This window comes from Saccharothrix sp. AJ9571, from assembly GCF_021725495.1.
Taxonomy (GTDB): Bacteria; Actinomycetota; Actinomycetes; order Mycobacteriales; family Pseudonocardiaceae; genus Amycolatopsis; species Amycolatopsis magusensis.
Genome location: NZ_CP091382.1, coordinates 4303825 through 4320941, shown reverse-complemented (window position 1 = coordinate 4320941; position 17117 = coordinate 4303825). Strand labels below are relative to the sequence as shown.

The 17117-nt window shown below is 70.2% G+C and carries 15 protein-coding genes; 3 read left to right on the top strand and 12 right to left on the bottom strand.

The window, feature by feature from the left end:
- Positions 1–9 precede the first annotated feature (9 nt).
- From L3Q67_RS19855 to L3Q67_RS19835, 5 genes are all read right to left on the bottom strand, one after another.
- Complete coding sequence (locus L3Q67_RS19855) at positions 10–864, bottom strand: FAD binding domain-containing protein (RefSeq protein WP_499190897.1); 855 nt, start codon at positions 862–864, stop codon at positions 10–12.
- Positions 861–3341 (bottom strand): xanthine dehydrogenase family protein molybdopterin-binding subunit, encoded by a 2481-nt coding sequence (locus L3Q67_RS19850; protein WP_499190896.1) that lies wholly within the window; start codon positions 3339–3341, stop codon positions 861–863. Before L3Q67_RS19850 ends, L3Q67_RS19855 begins: the two co-directional genes overlap by 4 nt.
- Complete coding sequence (locus L3Q67_RS19845; protein ID WP_499190895.1) at positions 3341–3880, bottom strand: (2Fe-2S)-binding protein; 540 nt, start codon at positions 3878–3880, stop codon at positions 3341–3343. Before L3Q67_RS19845 ends, L3Q67_RS19850 begins: the two co-directional genes overlap by 1 nt.
- Before the next feature lie 252 nt (positions 3881–4132).
- Complete coding sequence (locus tag L3Q67_RS19840) at positions 4133–5245, bottom strand: XdhC family protein (protein WP_499190894.1); 1113 nt, start codon at positions 5243–5245, stop codon at positions 4133–4135.
- Positions 5238–6347 (bottom strand): vWA domain-containing protein, encoded by a 1110-nt coding sequence (locus tag L3Q67_RS19835; protein ID WP_499190893.1) that lies wholly within the window; start codon positions 6345–6347, stop codon positions 5238–5240. Before L3Q67_RS19835 ends, L3Q67_RS19840 begins: the two co-directional genes overlap by 8 nt.
- Positions 6348–6552: 205 nt before the next feature.
- Between L3Q67_RS19835 and zwf the strand changes: the two genes are divergently transcribed.
- Positions 6553–8013 carry a glucose-6-phosphate dehydrogenase gene (gene zwf / locus L3Q67_RS19830; protein WP_499190892.1) on the top strand — a complete coding sequence of 487 codons (1461 nt, stop codon included), beginning with the start codon at positions 6553–6555 and terminating at the stop codon, positions 8011–8013.
- A 5-nt stretch (positions 8014–8018) separates the two neighbouring features.
- Here zwf and L3Q67_RS19825 read toward each other — a convergent pair whose 3' ends face one another.
- The 7 genes from L3Q67_RS19825 to pfkB form a co-directional block, all read right to left on the bottom strand.
- Complete coding sequence (locus L3Q67_RS19825) at positions 8019–8873, bottom strand: AAA family ATPase (RefSeq protein ID WP_499190891.1); 855 nt, start codon at positions 8871–8873, stop codon at positions 8019–8021.
- A gap of 417 nt (positions 8874–9290) precedes the next feature.
- The gene (gene ptsP / locus L3Q67_RS19820) at positions 9291–10934 is read right to left on the bottom strand and encodes a phosphoenolpyruvate--protein phosphotransferase (protein WP_499191589.1); all 1644 of its coding nucleotides are present in this window, start codon (positions 10932–10934) and stop codon (positions 9291–9293) included.
- Between the two features lie 21 nt (positions 10935–10955).
- On the bottom strand, positions 10956–12005 hold the full coding sequence (locus L3Q67_RS19815; protein ID WP_499190890.1) for a zinc-dependent dehydrogenase: 1050 nt from the start codon (positions 12003–12005) through the stop codon (positions 10956–10958).
- Entirely contained in the window at positions 12002–12448 is a 447-nt protein-coding gene (locus tag L3Q67_RS19810) for a PTS mannitol transporter subunit IIA (RefSeq protein ID WP_499190889.1), read from the bottom strand. Before L3Q67_RS19810 ends, L3Q67_RS19815 begins: the two co-directional genes overlap by 4 nt.
- Complete coding sequence (locus L3Q67_RS19805; RefSeq protein ID WP_153030157.1) at positions 12441–12746, bottom strand: PTS lactose transporter subunit IIB; 306 nt, start codon at positions 12744–12746, stop codon at positions 12441–12443. Before L3Q67_RS19805 ends, L3Q67_RS19810 begins: the two co-directional genes overlap by 8 nt.
- A gap of 24 nt (positions 12747–12770) precedes the next feature.
- Complete coding sequence (mtlA, locus tag L3Q67_RS19800) at positions 12771–13865, bottom strand: PTS sugar transporter subunit IIBC family protein (RefSeq protein WP_499190888.1); 1095 nt, start codon at positions 13863–13865, stop codon at positions 12771–12773.
- A 60-nt stretch (positions 13866–13925) separates the two neighbouring features.
- Positions 13926–14864: a 1-phosphofructokinase family hexose kinase gene (gene pfkB, locus L3Q67_RS19795; RefSeq protein WP_499190887.1), complete on the bottom strand. Its 939-nt coding sequence runs from the start codon at positions 14862–14864 to the stop codon at positions 13926–13928.
- Positions 14865–15034: 170 nt separating this feature from the next.
- On the opposite strand from pfkB, the gene L3Q67_RS19790 reads away from it, so the two are divergent.
- Together L3Q67_RS19790 and L3Q67_RS19785 are read left to right on the top strand one after the other, a co-directional pair.
- Positions 15035–15796: a DeoR/GlpR family DNA-binding transcription regulator gene (locus L3Q67_RS19790; protein WP_423583324.1), complete on the top strand. Its 762-nt coding sequence runs from the start codon at positions 15035–15037 to the stop codon at positions 15794–15796.
- A 108-nt stretch (positions 15797–15904) separates the two neighbouring features.
- Positions 15905–17107, top strand: a complete 1203-nt coding sequence (locus tag L3Q67_RS19785; protein ID WP_499183822.1) for an IS30 family transposase — start codon at positions 15905–15907, stop codon at positions 17105–17107.
- Positions 17108–17117 lie beyond the last annotated feature (10 nt).

Here is a 17117-nt window from a genome sequence, read left to right as displayed (position 1 = left end):
TTCGTGAACCTAGGAACCCAGCGCCGCGGTGAGCGCGCGCCCGGTCAGCACCTTCGCCAGGTGCTGACGGTATTCGACATCGGCGTTGCTGTCCGCCGCCGGATCGGTGCCTTCGGCGGCGTGCTCGGCGGCCGCGCGCACCGACTCGGCCGTGGCAGGCTGCCCGACCAGCGCCGACTCCACCGCCCGCGCCCGGACCGGCACCGAGGCCATGTTCGTCAGCCCGACCCTGGCCTCGGCGATGGTGCCGCCCTCGGTGCGGACCGCGGCGGCCACCGCCACCATCGACCACGCCTGCGCCACCCGGTTGAACTTCTCGTAGTGCGCGTGCCAGCCGGTGTGCTTGGGCACCCGCACCTCGAGAAGGATTTCGCCGGGCCGCATCGCCGTGGTGAACAGGTCGACGAAGAACTCCGCCGCCGGGATCGTCCGCCTGCCGTCCATGCCGGCGACCACCAGTTCGGCGTCCATGGCCAGCACCGGCGCGAGCAGGTCACCGGCCGGATCGGCGTGCGCCAGCGAACCGCCGAAGGTGCCGCGGTGGCGCACCTGCGGGTCGGCCACCGTGGCGGTCGCCTTGCCCAGCAGGGTCGCGTGCGCGTCGATCAGCGGATCGCGCTGGAGGTCGTAGTGCGTGGTCATGGCGCCGATGACCAGCGCGTCCCCGTCCTCGCGGATGCCCCGCAGCTCGGGGATCCGGCCGAGGTCGATGAGCTTGGTCGGCGTGGCCAGCCGCATCCGGAGCACCGGCAGCAGGCTCTGCCCGCCGCCGAGCACCTTCGCGTCCTCGCCCGCGTCCGCCAGTTCCCGCACCGCTTCGTCCACAGTGGACGGAGCGGCGTAGTCGAATGCCGCCGGGATCACCGGGCACCTCCTGAAGAGTGGTTCGGGGGTCCGGGGGTCGTCCCCCGTGCGGACGGCACAGCGTCGATCGAGCCGAGCCCGCCACCGGACTCGGAGCCGACGCCACCGGCGTCGGTCTGGCCGGTGCGGATCGCCTGCCAGACCCGCATCGGGGTCATCGGCATCTCCACGTCCCGCACGCCGTACTGCCGCAGCGCGTCGACCACCGCGTTGACCACCGCCGGGGTGGAGGCGATCGTGCCCGCCTCGCCGACCCCCTTGACGCCCAGCGGGTTCGTCGTCGACGGGGTCTCGGTGCGGTCGGTGGTGAACGAGGGCAGGTCCACCGCCGACGGCAGCAGGTAGTCGGCGAAGGTGCCGGTGGTCAGCGTGCCGCCTTCGTCGTGCACCGCCTCCTCGAACAACGCCTGCGCGATGCCCTGCGCCAGCCCGCCGTGCACCTGGCCTTCGACGATCATCGGGTTGATCACCTTGCCGATGTCGTCCACGCAGACGTAGGACCGCAGCGTCACGCGGCCGGTCTCGGTGTCCACTTCGGTCGCGCACAGGTGTGTGCCGTGCGGGAAGGAGAAGTTCTCCGGATCGAAGGTGGCCTCCGAATCCAGCGACGGCTCCACCCCGTCGGGCAGGTCGTGCGCGGCGAACACGGCGAGCGCGACGTCCTGGATGCTCGTCGCGGATTCCGTGCCGCGGACGGTGAACCTGCCGTTCGCGAACTCGAGGTCGTCCTCCGCGCATTCGAGCATGTGCGCGGCGATCGGCCGGGCCTTGGCCACCACCTTCTCCGCGGCCTTGACCGCGGCGATCGCGCCGACGGTCAGCGAGCGCGAGCCGTAGGTGTCCATGCCCTTGTGCGAGGACTGCGTGTCGCCGTGCAGCACCTCGATGTCCTCGAACGGCACCCCGAGCTGGTCGGCGATGATCTGGCTCCACGCCGTCTCGTGGCCCTGGCCGTGCGGCGAGGACCCGGTGACCACCTCGACCTTGCCGGTCGGCAGCATGCGCACCGCGGCGTGTTCCCAGCCGCCCGCGCCGTAGGACAGCGAACCGAGCACCCGCGACGGCGCCAGCCCGCACATCTCGGTGAACGTCGAGATGCCGATGCCCAGCTGCACCGGGTCCTGGCGTTCCCGGCGTTCGGCCTGTTCGCGGCGCAGGCCGTCGTAGTCGAACAGCTCCTTGGCCTTCGCGGTCGCGGCCTCGTAGTCACCGGAGTCGTAGGTCAGCCCGGCGACCGTGGTGAACGGGAACTCGTCGTGCTTGATCCAGTTCTTCTCGCGTAGCTCCAACGGGTCGACGCCCAGCTCCGCGGCCAGTTCGTCCATCATCCGCTCGATGGCGAAGGTCGCCTCGGGACGGCCGGCGCCGCGGTAGGCGTCCGTGGGCACCTTGTTGGTGAACACGTTCGTGCAGACGAACCGGTAGGCCGGGATCTTGTAGATCGAGTTGAACATGAACGCGCCGAGGATCGGCACACCCGGGCTGACCAGCCGCAGGTAGGCGCCCATGTCGGCGAGCAGTTCCACCTTCAGGCCGGTGATCGTGCCGTCGCGGCGGGCGGACAGCGTCAGGTGCTGGATCTGATCGCGCCCGTGGTGCCCGCTCAGCAGCGACTCCGAGCGCGACTCGGTGAACTTCACCGGGCGGCCGAGCCGGCGCGCGGCCAGGAAGGTGATCACCTCTTCCGGCGTGACCTGCAGCTTGCCGCCGAAACCACCGCCGACGTCCGGCGCGATCACCCGCACCTTGTGCTCGGGCACGCCGAGCGTCATCGCCAGCATCAGCCGCAGGATGTGCGGTATCTGCGTGGCCGACCACATGGTGTACTGCCCGGAAGTCGGGTCCACCACCACCGATCGCGGTTCCATGAACGCCGGGATCAGCCGCTGCTGGCGGAACTTGCGGGTGATCACCACCTCGCCCTCGGCGATGGCCTGCTCGACCTCACCGCCGGTGCCCGCTTCGGCGGAGTCGAAGATCCAGGTGGCGTTGGTGTTCGTGGACAGTGCGGAGTGGACCAGGTCGGCGCCGTCCTTGACGGCCTCCTCCATGTCCAGCACCACCGGCAGGTCCTCGTAGTCGACCTCGATGGCTTCCAGCGCGTCGTGCGCCTCGTAGTCGCTGCGCGCGATCACCACGGCCACCGCCTCACCGGCGAAGTTGACCGTGTCCACCGCCAGCGAGGGCGCGTCGGGCGAGTTCATGTCCTCGGTGATCGGCCAGGCACACGGCAGGCTGCCCTGCTCCTCGGCGAAGTCGGCCCCGGTGAACACCTCGACCACGCCCGGCTGGCCCTTGGCCGCGGTGACGTCGATCGAGGTGATCCTGGCGTGCGCGAACGGGCTGCGCAGCACGGCCGCGTGCAGCATGCCGGGCAGCGTCAGGTTGTCCGTCCAGCGGGTGCGTCCGGTGATCAGGCGCTCGTCCTCCTTGCGCAGCCGGGACTTCCCGATCTCCGGCTCGATGGTGGAGGTCATCACTCACCCCCGCCGATGCTGCTCGGCGCGCGGAAGCCGCTGCCTTCCCCGACGCGTTCGGCATCGGGCCCGGCACCCGGGCGCATGTGGTGCGCGGCGTCGCGCACGGCCGCCACGATGTTCTGGTAACCGGTGCAGCGGCACAGGTTGCCCTCGATGCCCTCCCGCACGGCCTGCTCGTCGGGGTCGGGGTTGTCGGCCAGCAGGTCGAGCGACTGCATGATCATGCCGGGGGTGCAGAACCCGCACTGGAGCGCGTGGTTGTCGTGGAAGGCCTGCTGCACGGGGTGCAGCTTGCCGTCGCGGGCGATGCCTTCGATGGTGGTGATCTCGCAGCCGTCCGCCTGCACGGCCAGCACGGAACAGGACTTCACGCTGTGGCCGTCGAGGTGCACGGTGCAGGACCCGCAGTTGCTCGTGTCGCAGCCGACTACGGTGCCGACCTTGCCCAGCCGTTCCCGGAGGTAGTGGACGAGCAACTGCCGCGGCTCGACCTCGTCGGAGTAGCTGGTTCCGTCGACGTTGACGGTGATTCGCATCAGGCCTCCAGTGGTGGGGCTGGAAGTGATCGGGCTCACTGGGGAGCGTGCTACTCCGATCTCGATCTAACAACCCCAGGCCGGGTGACCCCGTGGACCACTTTCCGCAAATGCGTCTTCCAAGCGCCATCCCACCCGCATCCACGGAACCACCCGCCGCGCCCGCCGGCCAGCGAATGCTATGAGTGGGGCATTACTAGCGTTCAACGCAAGTAATGCCCCACTCATAGCATTCACGGCGCGGGTTCCGGGTTAGCTGTGGATCCGGCCGTCCAGTTCGGCCAGGCGCTGGCCCTTGCCGCCCCAGCGCAGCGCGATGATCTCGGCGGCGATCGACACCGCGGTCTCCTCCGGCGTGCGGGCGCCGAGGTCGAGGCCGATCGGCGACGACAGCCGCGCGATCTCCGCGTCGGCGACCCCGGCTTCGCGCAGCCGCGTGATCCGGTCGTCGTGCGTGCGCCGCGAACCCATCGCGCCGACGTACCCGACGTCCAGCCGCAGCGCGACTTCCAGCAGCGGCACGTCGAACTTCGGGTCGTGGGTCAGCACGGTGACCACGGTGCGCCGGTCGATCCGGCCCGCCTCGGCCTCGGCGCCGAGGTAGCGGTGCGGCCAGTCGACCACCACGTCGTGCGCCTCGGGGAACCGGCTCGCGGTGGCGAAGACCGGGCGCGCGTCGCACACCGTGACCTGGTAGCCCAGGTAGGCGCCGAGCCGGGCCATCGCGGCGGCGAAGTCGATCGCGCCGAAGACCAGCAGCCGCGGCGGCGGTTCGAACGAGTTCACGAACACCGAGGTGCCTTCACCGCGACGCTGCCCGTCCGGGCCGTAGTGCAGCATCCCGGTGCGGCCGGTGGCCAGCATGCCGCGCGCGTCGTCGGCCACCGCGTCGTCCATCCGGGACGAGCCGAGCGTGCCCGCCGCGCGCTGCGGCCACACCACGATCCGCTTGCCGAGGCGTTCGGGGTCCGGGTGCTCGACCACGGTGGCCATCGCCACCGGCTGTCCTTTGTGGACGGACTCGGCCAGCTCCGCCAGCTCCGGCAGGCTCTCGCGGTCCACCGGCTCGACGTAGATGTCGATGATGCCGCCGCAGGTCAGCCCGACGGAGAAGGCGTCGTCATCACTGACGCCGTAGCGCCGCAACACGGGCGTGCGATCGGCGACCACCTGCTGCGCGAGTTCGTAGACCGCGCCTTCGACGCAGCCGCCGGAGACGCTGCCGGTCACCGTGCCGTCCGGCGCCACCAGCATCGCCGCGCCCGGCGCCCGCGGCGCCGAGGAGAAGGTGGCCACCACCGTGCCCAGTCCGACCGTCTCCCCCGCCGACCAGCGGCGGTGGAGTTCCTCCAGCACATCACGCATCGCGTTTCTCCCGCATCCGTCCGAGCAGTCGGTCCAACGTGTCGAGGCTGTGCCCGGCGAGCAAGCCGTCCAGGTGCGGCAGCGCCGCGACGATCCCGGCCTGTACCGGAGCGTAACCCGCGCGCCCGGCGTGGGGATTCGTCCAAAGCACCAAATGCGCGAGGCGGCGCAGGGCCGCCAGTTGGTCACCCAGCAGGGTGGTGTCGCCGCGTTCCCAGCCGTCGGAGAACACGACCACCACCGCGCGACGGGCGAGCCCGCGCCGCCCCCACCGGTCGAGGAACACGCGCAGGCCCTCGCCGAGCCGGGTCCCGCCGGCGAAGTCCGGCACCGCGTGCCCGGCGGCGAGCATCGCCCGCTCGGGGTCGCGTTGCCGCAGCTGCCTGGACACCCGGGTGAGCCGGGTGCCCATGGTGAACACCTCCACCGCCCGTGGCGCGCGCCGGACCAGCACGTGCGCGAACCGCAGCAGTGCGTCCGCGTACGGACTCATCGAACCGGAGACGTCGATGAGCAGCACGACCCGGCGCGGCTGCTCCTTGCGACTACGGCGGGCGAGGCGGACCAGTTCACCGCCACCGGCGACCATCGCGCGCAGGGTCCTGGCCGGGTCCAGCTCACCCCGGCGGGCCGGGCGGCGGCGAGCCGAGCGGCGCGTCGGGAACACCGGGCTCAGCTTGGCGAACAGCTCGCGCAGGTGCTCGCGCTCGGCGGCGGTCAGTTTGCTGAGATCCCGGTGGCGCAGGACCTCTTCGGTGCCGGCCGAGACGCGCAACGGCTCGTTGTCGCTCTCGCCCTCACCCTCGGCTCCCGGCTCGGCGAGCAGGGCCATCCGGCTCCGCCGCGGCACCGGGGTCCCCCCGCGCGGACCGGGCGGCGGCTCCTCGCCGAACCACGAGGCGAACGCGCGGTCGTAGCGGGGCAGGTCGTCGGGATCGGCGCACAACGTCAGCCGCCCGGCCCAGTACAGCTGCTCGCGATCGGCCAGTTCGACGTGCTCGACGGCCCCGAGGAAGGCGTGCAGCCGCTGGGGCGCGGCGGGCAGCCCGGCCGCACGCAACGCGGTGGCGAACCCGGCGAACCCGGGGAGGGGGGTGGCCATCAGAACGTCCAGGATACGCTCTTCCCCGCATGCACCGGTGTGTCGGCGGAATGACGCTACTTACCGGTAAGATGACCGCAGGTCACCTGTTGTTCAGGGAAATATCCCGCGTGTCCAGTGCGTTCCCCCGTGGCATGACGTGGACTTGCCACAAATTCGCGCAAAGACTGGGCGAAACCGCTTCCGGCGGTGAAGATGGACACCGATGACTGAGCCAGCCGATCCCCAGGCACTGTTCGCCTCGCGCGACAAGACGGTGCCCCATGTCTTCGTGATCTTCGGCGCCACCGGGGATCTCGCCCGCCGAAAGCTCTTCCCCGGCCTCTTCCGGCTGATGCGTTCCGGGCTCCTGCCCGAGCAGTTCCGCATCATCGGCTCCGGGCGCAACTCGCCCGGCACCGACGAGGAGTTCCGCTACAAACTCGCCAAAGCCGTGTTCAAGTTCTCCGGCTCCGCGCGCTTCGACGACCACGTGTGGGAGGAGTTCGCGCAGCGCATCACCTTCCAGACGTCCTCGAAGGACGACGGGGAGACGCTGGCCGGAGCGGTCGACGCGGCGATGGCCGAACTCGGCCCGGACACGCGCAAACTGCTCTACCTGTCGGTGCCGCCGGACTCGATGGAACCGATGGTCAAGATGCTCGGCGCCACCGGCCTCGCCGAGGACGCGCGCGTGGTGCTGGAGAAGCCGTTCGGCCGCGACCTGGAGTCCTCACGCAGCCTCAACACCGCGTTGCACCAGGTCTTCGCCGAGGAGCAGCTGTTCCGGATCGACCACTTCCTCGGCAAGGAAGCGGTGCAGAACATCCTGGCGCTGCGTTTCGCGAACGGGTTCTTCGAGCCGGTCTGGAACCGGCACCACATCAGCTACGTGCAGATCGACGTACCCGAGTCGATCGGCATCGAGGGCCGCGCCGGCTTCATGGAGTCGACCGGCACCTTCCGCGACATGATCTCCACGCACCTGTTCCAGCTGCTCGGCTTCCTGGCGCTGGAACCACCGGTGCACGTGGACGCCGAATCGCTGCGGGTGGAAAAGCGGAAGCTGTTCCAGGCGGTCCGCGCGCTGGAGCCGGATCGGGTGGTCTTCGGGCAGTACGAGGGCTACCGCGACGAGCCGGGCGTGGACAACGAGTCCGAAGTGGAGACCTTCGTCGCGGCCGAGGTGTGGGTGGACAACTGGCGCTGGAAGGGCGTGCCGTTCCTGCTGCGCACCGGCAAGGCGATGGCGCAGAGCCGCCGCACCATCACGCTGGGCTTCGTCGAGCCGCCGCTGAAGATGTTCGACTCGGCCAACGGGTTCGACAGCCAGCCCAACGAGCTGGTCTTCGAGCTGACCGAAGATTCGACCGTGACCCTGGACCTGCGGGCGAAGCGGCCGGGACCGGCGTTGAAGCTGGACCACGCGAAGCTGCACATGCGGTTCTCCGAGGCCTTCGCCGACGCCGAGCCGCTGGAGGCATACGAACGCCTGCTGCTCGACGTGCTGCGCGACGACCAGACCCTGTTCACCAGCGCCGAAGAGGTCGAACGGCTGTGGGAGCTGTGCGACCCGGTGCTGCAGCAGCCGCCGAAGGTGCACTCGTACGAGCAGGGTTCGTGGGGTCCGGCGCAGGCCCGTGAACTGGCGGGCGAGCGCGGCTGGCGGGTGCCGGAGCAGTCCTAGGGTTCCTAGGAGAGCAGTGAGTCCAGTTTGGCCCGGACGCGGTCGATGTCCTCGCTGTACTTGAGCACGGCGCCGAGGGTGAGCGCGGCGGCCTCGGCGTCGAGCACGTCGCGGTCGAGGGCGGCCAGCGCGCGGGCCCAGTCCAGCGACTCCGCGACCCCGGGCGGCTTGAGCAACTCCAGCCGGCGGATGCGGTGCACGGCCCCGGCGACCTGCGCGGCGAGGCGTTCGTCGACGCCGGGGAGCCGGTGGCGGAGGATTTCGATTTCCCTGGCCAGGCTGGGGTGCTCGAGCCAGTGGTAGAGGCAGCGGCGCTTGAGGGCGTCGTGCACCTCGCGGGTGCGGTTCGAGGTGAGCACCACCAGCGGCGGTACCTCGGCGCGGACCTCGCCGAACTCGGGGATGCTGACGGCGTTGTCGTCGAGCAGCTCCAGCAGGAAGGCCTCGAACTCGTCGTCGGCGCGGTCGACCTCGTCGATGAGCAGCACGCACGGCGCTTGTTTCAGCGCCTGGAGCAGGGGCCGGGCGAGCAGGAAGCGCTCGGTGTAGAGGGAGGCCTCGTCGACCTCCTGGTGCGCGGCCTCGAGTGCCCGCAGGTGCAGGAGCTGGCGGGGGAAGTCCCATTCGTACAGTGCCTGCGCGGCGTCGATGCCCTCGTGGCACTGGAGGCGGATGAGCGGGAGGTCGAGCGCCTTCCCCAGCGCGACGGCGAGCGAGGTCTTGCCGGTGCCGGGTTCGCCCTCGCAGAAGAGCGGTCGCCCCATGCGCAACGCGAGAAACGCCGCGGTCGCGACGCCGGTGTCGGCCAGGTAGCCGGTCCGCTGAAGCGCTGAAGCGAGGGCGGCTGGGGTGGTCGTCATTGGGGTCAGGGTAGTTGGTTCGGTTATGGCCACCCCGGTATTTCATTGTGACTACGGCGAAGGCCTCCATGTCAAGGCGGGAATGATGCCTTGACATGGAGGCCTTCGCCGTGTTTTGGGCTGTGGACCGGGGTGAGGGAGGGGGTCTGGGTGGTCTTGGAGTTGGGATGCCCGGGTTCGGCTGGGGTGGGATCTCGGAGGCTCCCGTGGTTGGGCCTCGGGTGCCTGGGGAGGGGGGCGCGGCGGCTCGGCTGGGGTGGGTGGGGCCCGGGGGTGCCGTGAATGTGGCTTTCACGGCGTATTCGGCCGTGAATGTGGCTTTCACGGCATCCGTTGGGGGACCGGCCGCCGGATGACACGAATGTGGCTTTGGGGGCCGAATACGCCCCGAAAGCCACATTTGTGTCCTGGGGAGGGTTAGGCGACGGTGGAGCGGGCGGTGTGGGCGTCCGGGGCGGCCAGGGCGGTGGCGGCCAGTGAGGCGCAGTCGTCGAAGGTGCGGCGGCGTAGGGCGGCGCGTACGGCTGGGACTGCGGGGGCCGACATGGATAGGCTGGTGACGCCCAGGCCCGCGAAAACCGGGGCCAGTGTCGGGTCGCCGGCGGCCTCGCCGCAGATGCCGACGGGTTTCGCCGTTTTACGACCTGCTTCCGCGACCATCGAGACCAGGTCCAGCAGCGCGGGCTGCCACGGGTCCAGCAGGTCGTTCAACTCGCCCAGCAGGCGGTCCGCGGCGAAGGTGTACTGCGCCAGGTCGTTCGTCCCGATGCTGACGAAGTCCACTTCGGCCAGGATCGCTTCCGCGCGCAGGGCCGCCGCCGGGATTTCGATCATGACGCCCGCCTGCGCGATGCCGAAGTGCCGCACCCGCGCGGCGAACGCGCGGGCTTCGGCGGCGGTGGCGATCATCGGCGCCATCACGCGTACGTCGGTGTCGTGTTCGCGGGCCGCCAGGCTGATGGCTTCCAGTTGCACGTCCAGCAGGTCCGGGTTCCGCCTGCCCACCCGGTAACCACGGACACCGAGCGCCGGGTTCGGTTCGACGTCGTTGTTCGCGAAGGGCACCGGTTTGTCGGCGCCCGCGTCCAGGGTCCGGATCACCACCGGGCGTCCGGTGAAGGCCGCGAAGACCTTGCCGTACGCGGCGCGCTGTTCGTCCAGCGAGGGTGCCTCGGCCCGGTCCAGGAACAGGAACTCGGTGCGGAACAGGCCGATGCCCTCGGCGTCGGCCGCCGCGGCTTCTTCCAGGCCGCCCGCGCCGCCGATGTTCAGCAGCAGCTTGACCGGGTGACCGTCCTTCGTGGACCCGGGACCGCGGTGGCGCGCCAGCTCCCGCCGCTGCGCCTCCGCCTCGCGCTCGATGTGGTCCAGCAAGCCGGACTCCGGGTCGACGACCACCTTGCCAGCGGACCCGTCGACCACCACCAGCTGACCGTCCGACAGCGACTCCGCCGCCGCGCAGCCGACCACCGCCGGGATGCCCAGCGACCGCGCCAGGATCGCGGTGTGGCTGGTCGCGCCGCCCTTCTCGGTGACGATGGCGAGCACGTCGGACGGATCGAGGGTGACCGTGTCGGCCGGTGCGAGGTCCACCGCGACCAGCACGAACGGGCCGTCCGAGTCAGGGATGCCCGGCGGTTCCTCGCCGAGCGCGACGGCGATCGCCCGGTCACGCAGATCGGCCAGGTCGGTGACGCGCTCGGCGAGGTACCCGCCGAGCCCGCGCAGCACGTCGATGTGCGCGGCGAACGCCTCCTGGACCGCCCACGCGGCGGGCAGGCCGTTGTCCGTGGCCTTCCCGATGCCCTGCTCCAGACTCGGGTCGCGGACCATCATCACCTGGGTGTCCAGGATCTCCGCGGCTTCACCGGAGAGCGCCTTGCCGCGCCGCTCCAGTTCGTCCGCGACCTTGGCGAGCGCGGCCTTCGCCGTGGCGAATTCCTGGTCCGCGCCCGCCGAGGCGGGCCGTTGCGCCGGCAGTTCCGGCACCGGGCGCATGCGGGCGACCGTGCCGGAAGCGGTGCCCGGACTCGCCGGATTCCCGTGCAGTTCGGTGGTCACCTTCACGCACCCCTTCTTCGGTCAGCCGGCTGCCGGTTCGATGGTCACCTTGATCGCCTCACCCGAGGCCACGGTGTCGATCGCGTCGAGCACGCCGTCCAGCTTCAGCCGGTGGGTGATCAGGTCGTCGACCGGCACCGCGCCGGTGGCGATCAGCTCCAGCGCGCGCTTGTTGTGCTCCGGGCTGGACCCGTTGGCGCCGTAGATGGTCAGCTCGCGGTAGTGCACCAGGTTCGAGTCGCAGGCGATGATCGGGTTGTCCTTCGGCAGCCCGCCGAAGAAGCTGATCCGGCCGCGCCTCGCGGCCATCTTCAGCCCGTCCTCCTGCGCCTTGCCCGCCGCCGCGGCGGTGATGATCACGTCGGCGCCGCGGCCGTCGGTCAGGTCGAGCACGGCCTGCACCGGGTCGGTCTCCGAGCCGCAGATCGCCGCGTCCGGCTTGACCAGCGCCGCGGCCATGTCCAGCCGGCCGCGGTTCAGCTCGACCAGGTACACCGCGGCCGCCCCGCGGGCCCTGGCCAGGCGCACGTGCAGGCAGCCGATCGGCCCGGCACCGGTGACCACCACGACATCACCTTCGCCGACCTGCGCGAACTCCTGTCCATTGAGGACACACGCGAGCGGCTCGGCGACCGAGGCCTCGGCGTAGGAGAGCCCCTCCGGGATGCGGTTGAGCCCGTCCACCCGCAGCACCCGCTGCGGCACGATCATGTACTCGGCGAACCCGCCGTCGAAGTGGTAGCCCATCGACAGCTGGTTCGGGCAGATCGTGCGCCAGCCGCGCCGGCAGTCGGCGCACTCCCCGCACGGGATCGCGGCGATCACCTGCACGCGGTCACCGGCCTCCCAGCCGGAGATCTCGGCCCCGGTCTCCACGACCTCACCGGCGATCTCGTGCCCGATCACCCGCGGCGGGTCGATGTGGTGGTGGCCGTGCCGGAAGATCTTCAGGTCCGTGCCGCAGGTGGAGCACGCGTGCACGCGGATCTTCACCTCGTCCGGACCGGGCGACGGCTCCGGCGCCTCCTCGATCCGGATGTCGCCCGGCGCGTAGAAACGGGCCACCTTCACTGGACTGCCTCCTCTTCGGTCGCGGTCAGGATGCGCAGGATCGTGTCCGGATCGGACGCTTCCCGCAGCTCGGCCGCCTGGTCGGCGTCGAGCAGGGTGTGGGCCAGCTTGGACAGGATCTGCACCTGCTCGCTGCCCTGGGCCGCGATGCCGACGCACAGCTGGACCCGCTGCCCGTCCCAGTCCACGCCGCCGGGGAACTGGACCACGGCCAGCGAGGTCCGCTTGACGTGGTCGCGGGCGGCGTTGGTGCCGTGCGGAATGGCCACGGCCTCACCGACGAAGGTGGAGACCGACTCCTCCCGCTCGAGCATGCCGTCGACGTAGGCGGGGTCCACCGCCCCGATCTCGACCAGCAGCGCGCCGACCTGGCGGATCGCGTCGTCCCGGTTGCGCGCGCTCGCGCCCAGCCGGATCCCGGAGGCGTCCAGCAGCTCAGCCATCCAGCGTGCCCCCGTCCCGGATCGCCTGCTCGACCCGGTCGAACACCGGGTCGCCGAGGAAGTTCTGGAAGCCGATGATCACCGCGTCCGAGTTCTTCTTCGCCCGTGCCACCAGGGTTTCCTGGCAGAGCACCAGCTGGGCGTCCCCCGGGATCTCGTTGACCGGGATGTGCTCGACCTTGACCTTGTAGGGCTTGAGGCGCTTGCCCAGCTGGGCGGCCACCATCACGCTGCTGCCCATGCCTGCGTCGCAAGCGATGATCACCTTGGTGATCTCCTTGCCCTCGATGCTGCTCACGCGGGTTCCCCTTTCCGGATTGCCTTAGACCGCGCCGCCGTTGGCGAGCTGCTGCTCGCGTTCTTCCCGCCGGGCGTCCCGGCCGAACTTCAGCAGTACCGCGGCGATGAGGAAGCTGACCACCGCGGCGATCAGCACACCGGCGATCACCCCCAGGTAACCACCCTTCGGGGTCACCGCGAGCACGGCGATGATGCTGCCGGGCGCGGGCGTGGCGGTCAGTCCGGCGTCGAAGATGCTGAAGACGAAGATGCCCGCCGCACCACCGGCGATCGCGGCCAGGATCAGCCGCGGGGCGGCCAGGATGTACGGGAAGTAGATCTCGTGGATGCCGCCGAGGAACTGGATGACGATGGCGCCGGGCGCGGTGGCCCGCGCGCTCTTCGCGCCGAAGAAGGTCAGCGCCAGCAGGACGCCGAGGCCGGGGCCGGGGTTCGGCTCGATCAGGAACTCGATCGCCTTCCCGGTTTCCGCCGCGTCCGCGATCCCCAGTGGCGAGAGCACACCGTGGTTGATCGCGTTGTTCAGGAACAGCACCTTGGCCGGTTCCACGATGATCGAGACCAGTGGCAGCAGCCCGGTGTCGAACAGCGCCTGCACCCCGCTGCCGAGCGCCTTGGTCGCGCCCTGCACCACCGGGCCGATGGCGAGCATGCCCAGCACAGCCATGATGCCGCCGATGATGCCGGCGCTGAAGTTGTCCACCAGCATCTTGAAACCGGGGGCGGTGCGGCTGCCGACGTGCTCGTCGAACAGCTTCATCAGGTAACCGGCCAGCGGACCGATCGCCATCGCGCCGAGGAACATCGGGATCTCGGCACCGACCGCGAGGCCGACCGTGGCCACCGCGCCGACCACCGCGCCGCGCTGGCCGTGCACCAGCCGCCCGCCGGTGTAGCCGATCAGCACCGGCAGCAGGAAATTGATCATCGGGTCGACGAGCGTCTCGATCTTCGCGTTCGGCGTCCAGCCGGACGGGATGAACAACGCGGTGATCAGACCCCAGGCGATGAAGGCGCCGATGTTGGGCATCACCATGCCCGCCAGGTAGCCGCCGAACCGCTGCACCGTGGCCCGGACCCGGTGTCCCCGGGAGGGCGCTTCTTCCGTCTTCGTCATCGTTGACTCTTCCTGCTGCTCGGACAGTTCTCGGTTACCGCCCCCCGGTTCGACCCGGTTTCACGCCCCCGCGCCGACCCCGCGTTCCAGCTCCAACTCGGCGTGCAGCCGCACCTCCGCCGCGCCCACCTCGATCGGGCCCGGCATCGTGCTGCCCGGCAGCGACACCGCTGCCGCCCCCCAGGCGACCCCGCTTTCCAGCGCCTTCGGCCCGTACCCGCCACCGGCCAGGAACCCGGCCAGCAGCGCGTCTCCCGCGCCGACGGAACTCCGTGCCACGGCATCGGCTTCGGCGTGCCACGCGCCGTCGGCGTCGACCAGCACCGCGCCCTCGCTGCCGAGGCTCGCCAGTACCGCGCGGGCACCGAGGCCGCGTAGTTCGCGCGCCGCCTCGACCACTTCGCGCACGTTCGACAGCGAGCGGCCGACGGCCTCTTCCAACTCTTCGAGGTTCGGCTTGACCAGTGCCGGTCCCGCTTTCACCGCGGCGAGCAGCGCCGGGCCGCTGGTGTCCACCACGACTTCGGCGTGGCCGTCGACCGAGCGGATCAGTTCGGCGTAGAACCCCGCGTCGACCCCGGGTGGCAGGCTTCCCGCCAGTACCACCCAGGAGACGTCGGAGAGATTGCCGAGCACCGCGTCGGACAACGCCGCGATCTCCGCCGCGGACAACCGTGCGCCCGCCTCGTTCAGCTTGGTCACCGTGGCGTCCGGCTCGATCACGCTGATGTTCGTCCGCACCGGACCGGACGCGGGCACGCGCACCACGTCGATCTCGTAGCTGTTCAGCAGGGAAATGAGGTGGTCGCCCTCCGGACCGCCTGCCGGCAGCACCGCGCGCGCGTCGATTCCGTTGCGCACCAGCGCACGAGCCACGTTGATGCCCTTGCCGCCGGGGTGGACGTGCACCGCGGACGCCCGGTGCAGTTCCCCACGCGCCAGACGCGGCACCTCGACGGTGCGGTCCACGCTCGGGTTCGCCGTGACGGTGAGGAACACCCGTACACCACCTCTGGATCCTGACTTGGTTTTGAGTGATTTTGCATGGGTTCGCGTGGGTTTGCAACCCCTTGATTGGGTTGTAACCAAACAAGCACGCAAGTCCCCACACGAACTCACATCATGTGGTTACCTGGACGGGAAAATCACTACAGACTGGACGGTGGGGGATGTACGCGGAGGAGCGGCAGCAGATCATCCTGGAGCGGGCGCGCGGCCTCGGCCGGGTCGACGTCGCGACGCTCGCCGAGGAGTTCACCGTCACCACGGAGACGGTCCGTCGCGATCTGACCGTGCTGGAACGGCACGGCGTGCTGCGGCGGGTGCACGGCGGGGCGATCCCGGTGGAACGACTGGGTTTCGAGCCCGCGGTGGCCACGCGCGAGATCGTGATGACCGGTGAGAAGGAGCGGATCGCCAAGGCGGCGCTGGCCGAACTGCCCGAGGAGGGCACGATCCTGCTCGACGCGGGCACGACCACCGCGCGGGTGGCCGAGCAGTTGCCGCTGGATCGCGAACTGACCGTGGTCACGCATTCGGTGAACATCGCGCTGGCACTGGCGACGCGGCCGAACCTGACGGTGATGCTGGTCGGCGGGCGGCTGCGCAGCCGGACGCTGGCCTCGGTGGACGCGTGGGCGCTGCGGGCGCTGGACGAGACCTTCGTCGAAGTGGCTTTCATGGCCACCAACGGGCTTTCCGTGGAACGCGGATTGACCACACCGGACCCGGCGGAGTCGATGGTCAAGCGCGCGGCGGTGAACTGCGCGCGGCGCACCGTCCTGCTCGCCGATCACACCAAGGTGGGCAACGACCACTTCTCCCGGTTCGCCGAGCTGAGCGACATCGACACCTTCATCACCGACGACGGCATCGACAGCGCGGTCGCCGAGGAGATCGCCGCCACCGGCCCCCGCGTCCTACGCGTCTGACCCGGACCCCCTTCGAATGCTATGAGTGGGGCATTACTTGCATTCAATGCAAGTAATGCCCCGCGGTGTCTAGCGGTGGTTGCAACTCCTGAGTGAGGAGGGGTTGTGATGGGTCGTCGGTTGTTGCCGGTGGGTGTGGTGGCGGGGTTTTGGGAGGGGGTGCGTGCGGGGTTGTCGGTGCGGGCGGCGTCGCGGGTGGTGGGCGTGTCGCACGAGACAGGGCGGCGGTGGTTCGCTCAGGCTGGTGGGGTGAGCGCGAACGCGAGGATTCCCCGGCCGGGGTCGGGCCGGTTTTTGAGCCTGGCCGAGCGGGAGGAGATCGCGGTGGGGATCGCCCGGGGTGAGTCCAACACGCAGATCGCCGCCCGGCTGGGGCGGGACAAGTCCACCATCGGCCGGGAGATCGACCGCACCGTGGGCCGGGTGCTGGGCACCGAACACGCCGGCACCGATGTGCGAGAACACTACCGGGCCTCGGTCGCGCACGAACTGGCCCGCGAACGCGGCAAACGGCCGAAACCGGCGAAACTGGCCGTGCACCGGCAACTGCGTGAGCAGGTCCAGGCCGGGCTGAACCAGAAATGGTCCCCCGCGCAGATCAGCGCCACCCTGCCCGAGCAGTTCCCCGACGACCCCGGCATGCGCATCAGCCCGGAAGCGATCTACCAATCACTGTTCGTCCAGGCCCGGGGTGCGCTGCGGCGGGAACTGGCCGCCTGTTTGCGCACCGGGCGGGCACTGCGGGTCCCGCGTAACCGGGCCCGCGCCCGCGCGCAAACCTCGAAACTGGGCCACCCGATCCCGATCTCCCAGCGCCCCGCCGAAGCCGCTGACCGCGCAGTACCCGGACACTGGGAAGGCGACCTCATCCTCGGCACAAACAACGCCTCAGCGATCGGGACCCTGGTCGAGCGCTCCACCCGTTTCGTCATCCTGCTGCACCTACCGGATGGTCACAGCGCCGAACAGGTCCGTGACGCGATGATCCCCGCCATCACCGCCCTGCCCCAGCATCTACGCCGCTCGCTGACCTGGGACCGCGGCAACGAAATGGCCCGCCACCCCGACATCACCCTGGCCACCCGGATGCCCATCTACTTCGCCGACCCCTCCAGCCCCTGGCAACGCGGCTCCAACGAGAACACCAACGGCCTGCTGCGCCAGTACTTCCCCAAACACACCAACCTGACGACCCACACCGCCGACGACCTCGCCCACGTCGCCGCCGAACTCAACAACCGCCCACGCCAGACACTGGGCTGGCACACACCAGCCCGATGCCTACGTGAACTACTATCCCAACCAACCTAAGTTGCAACCA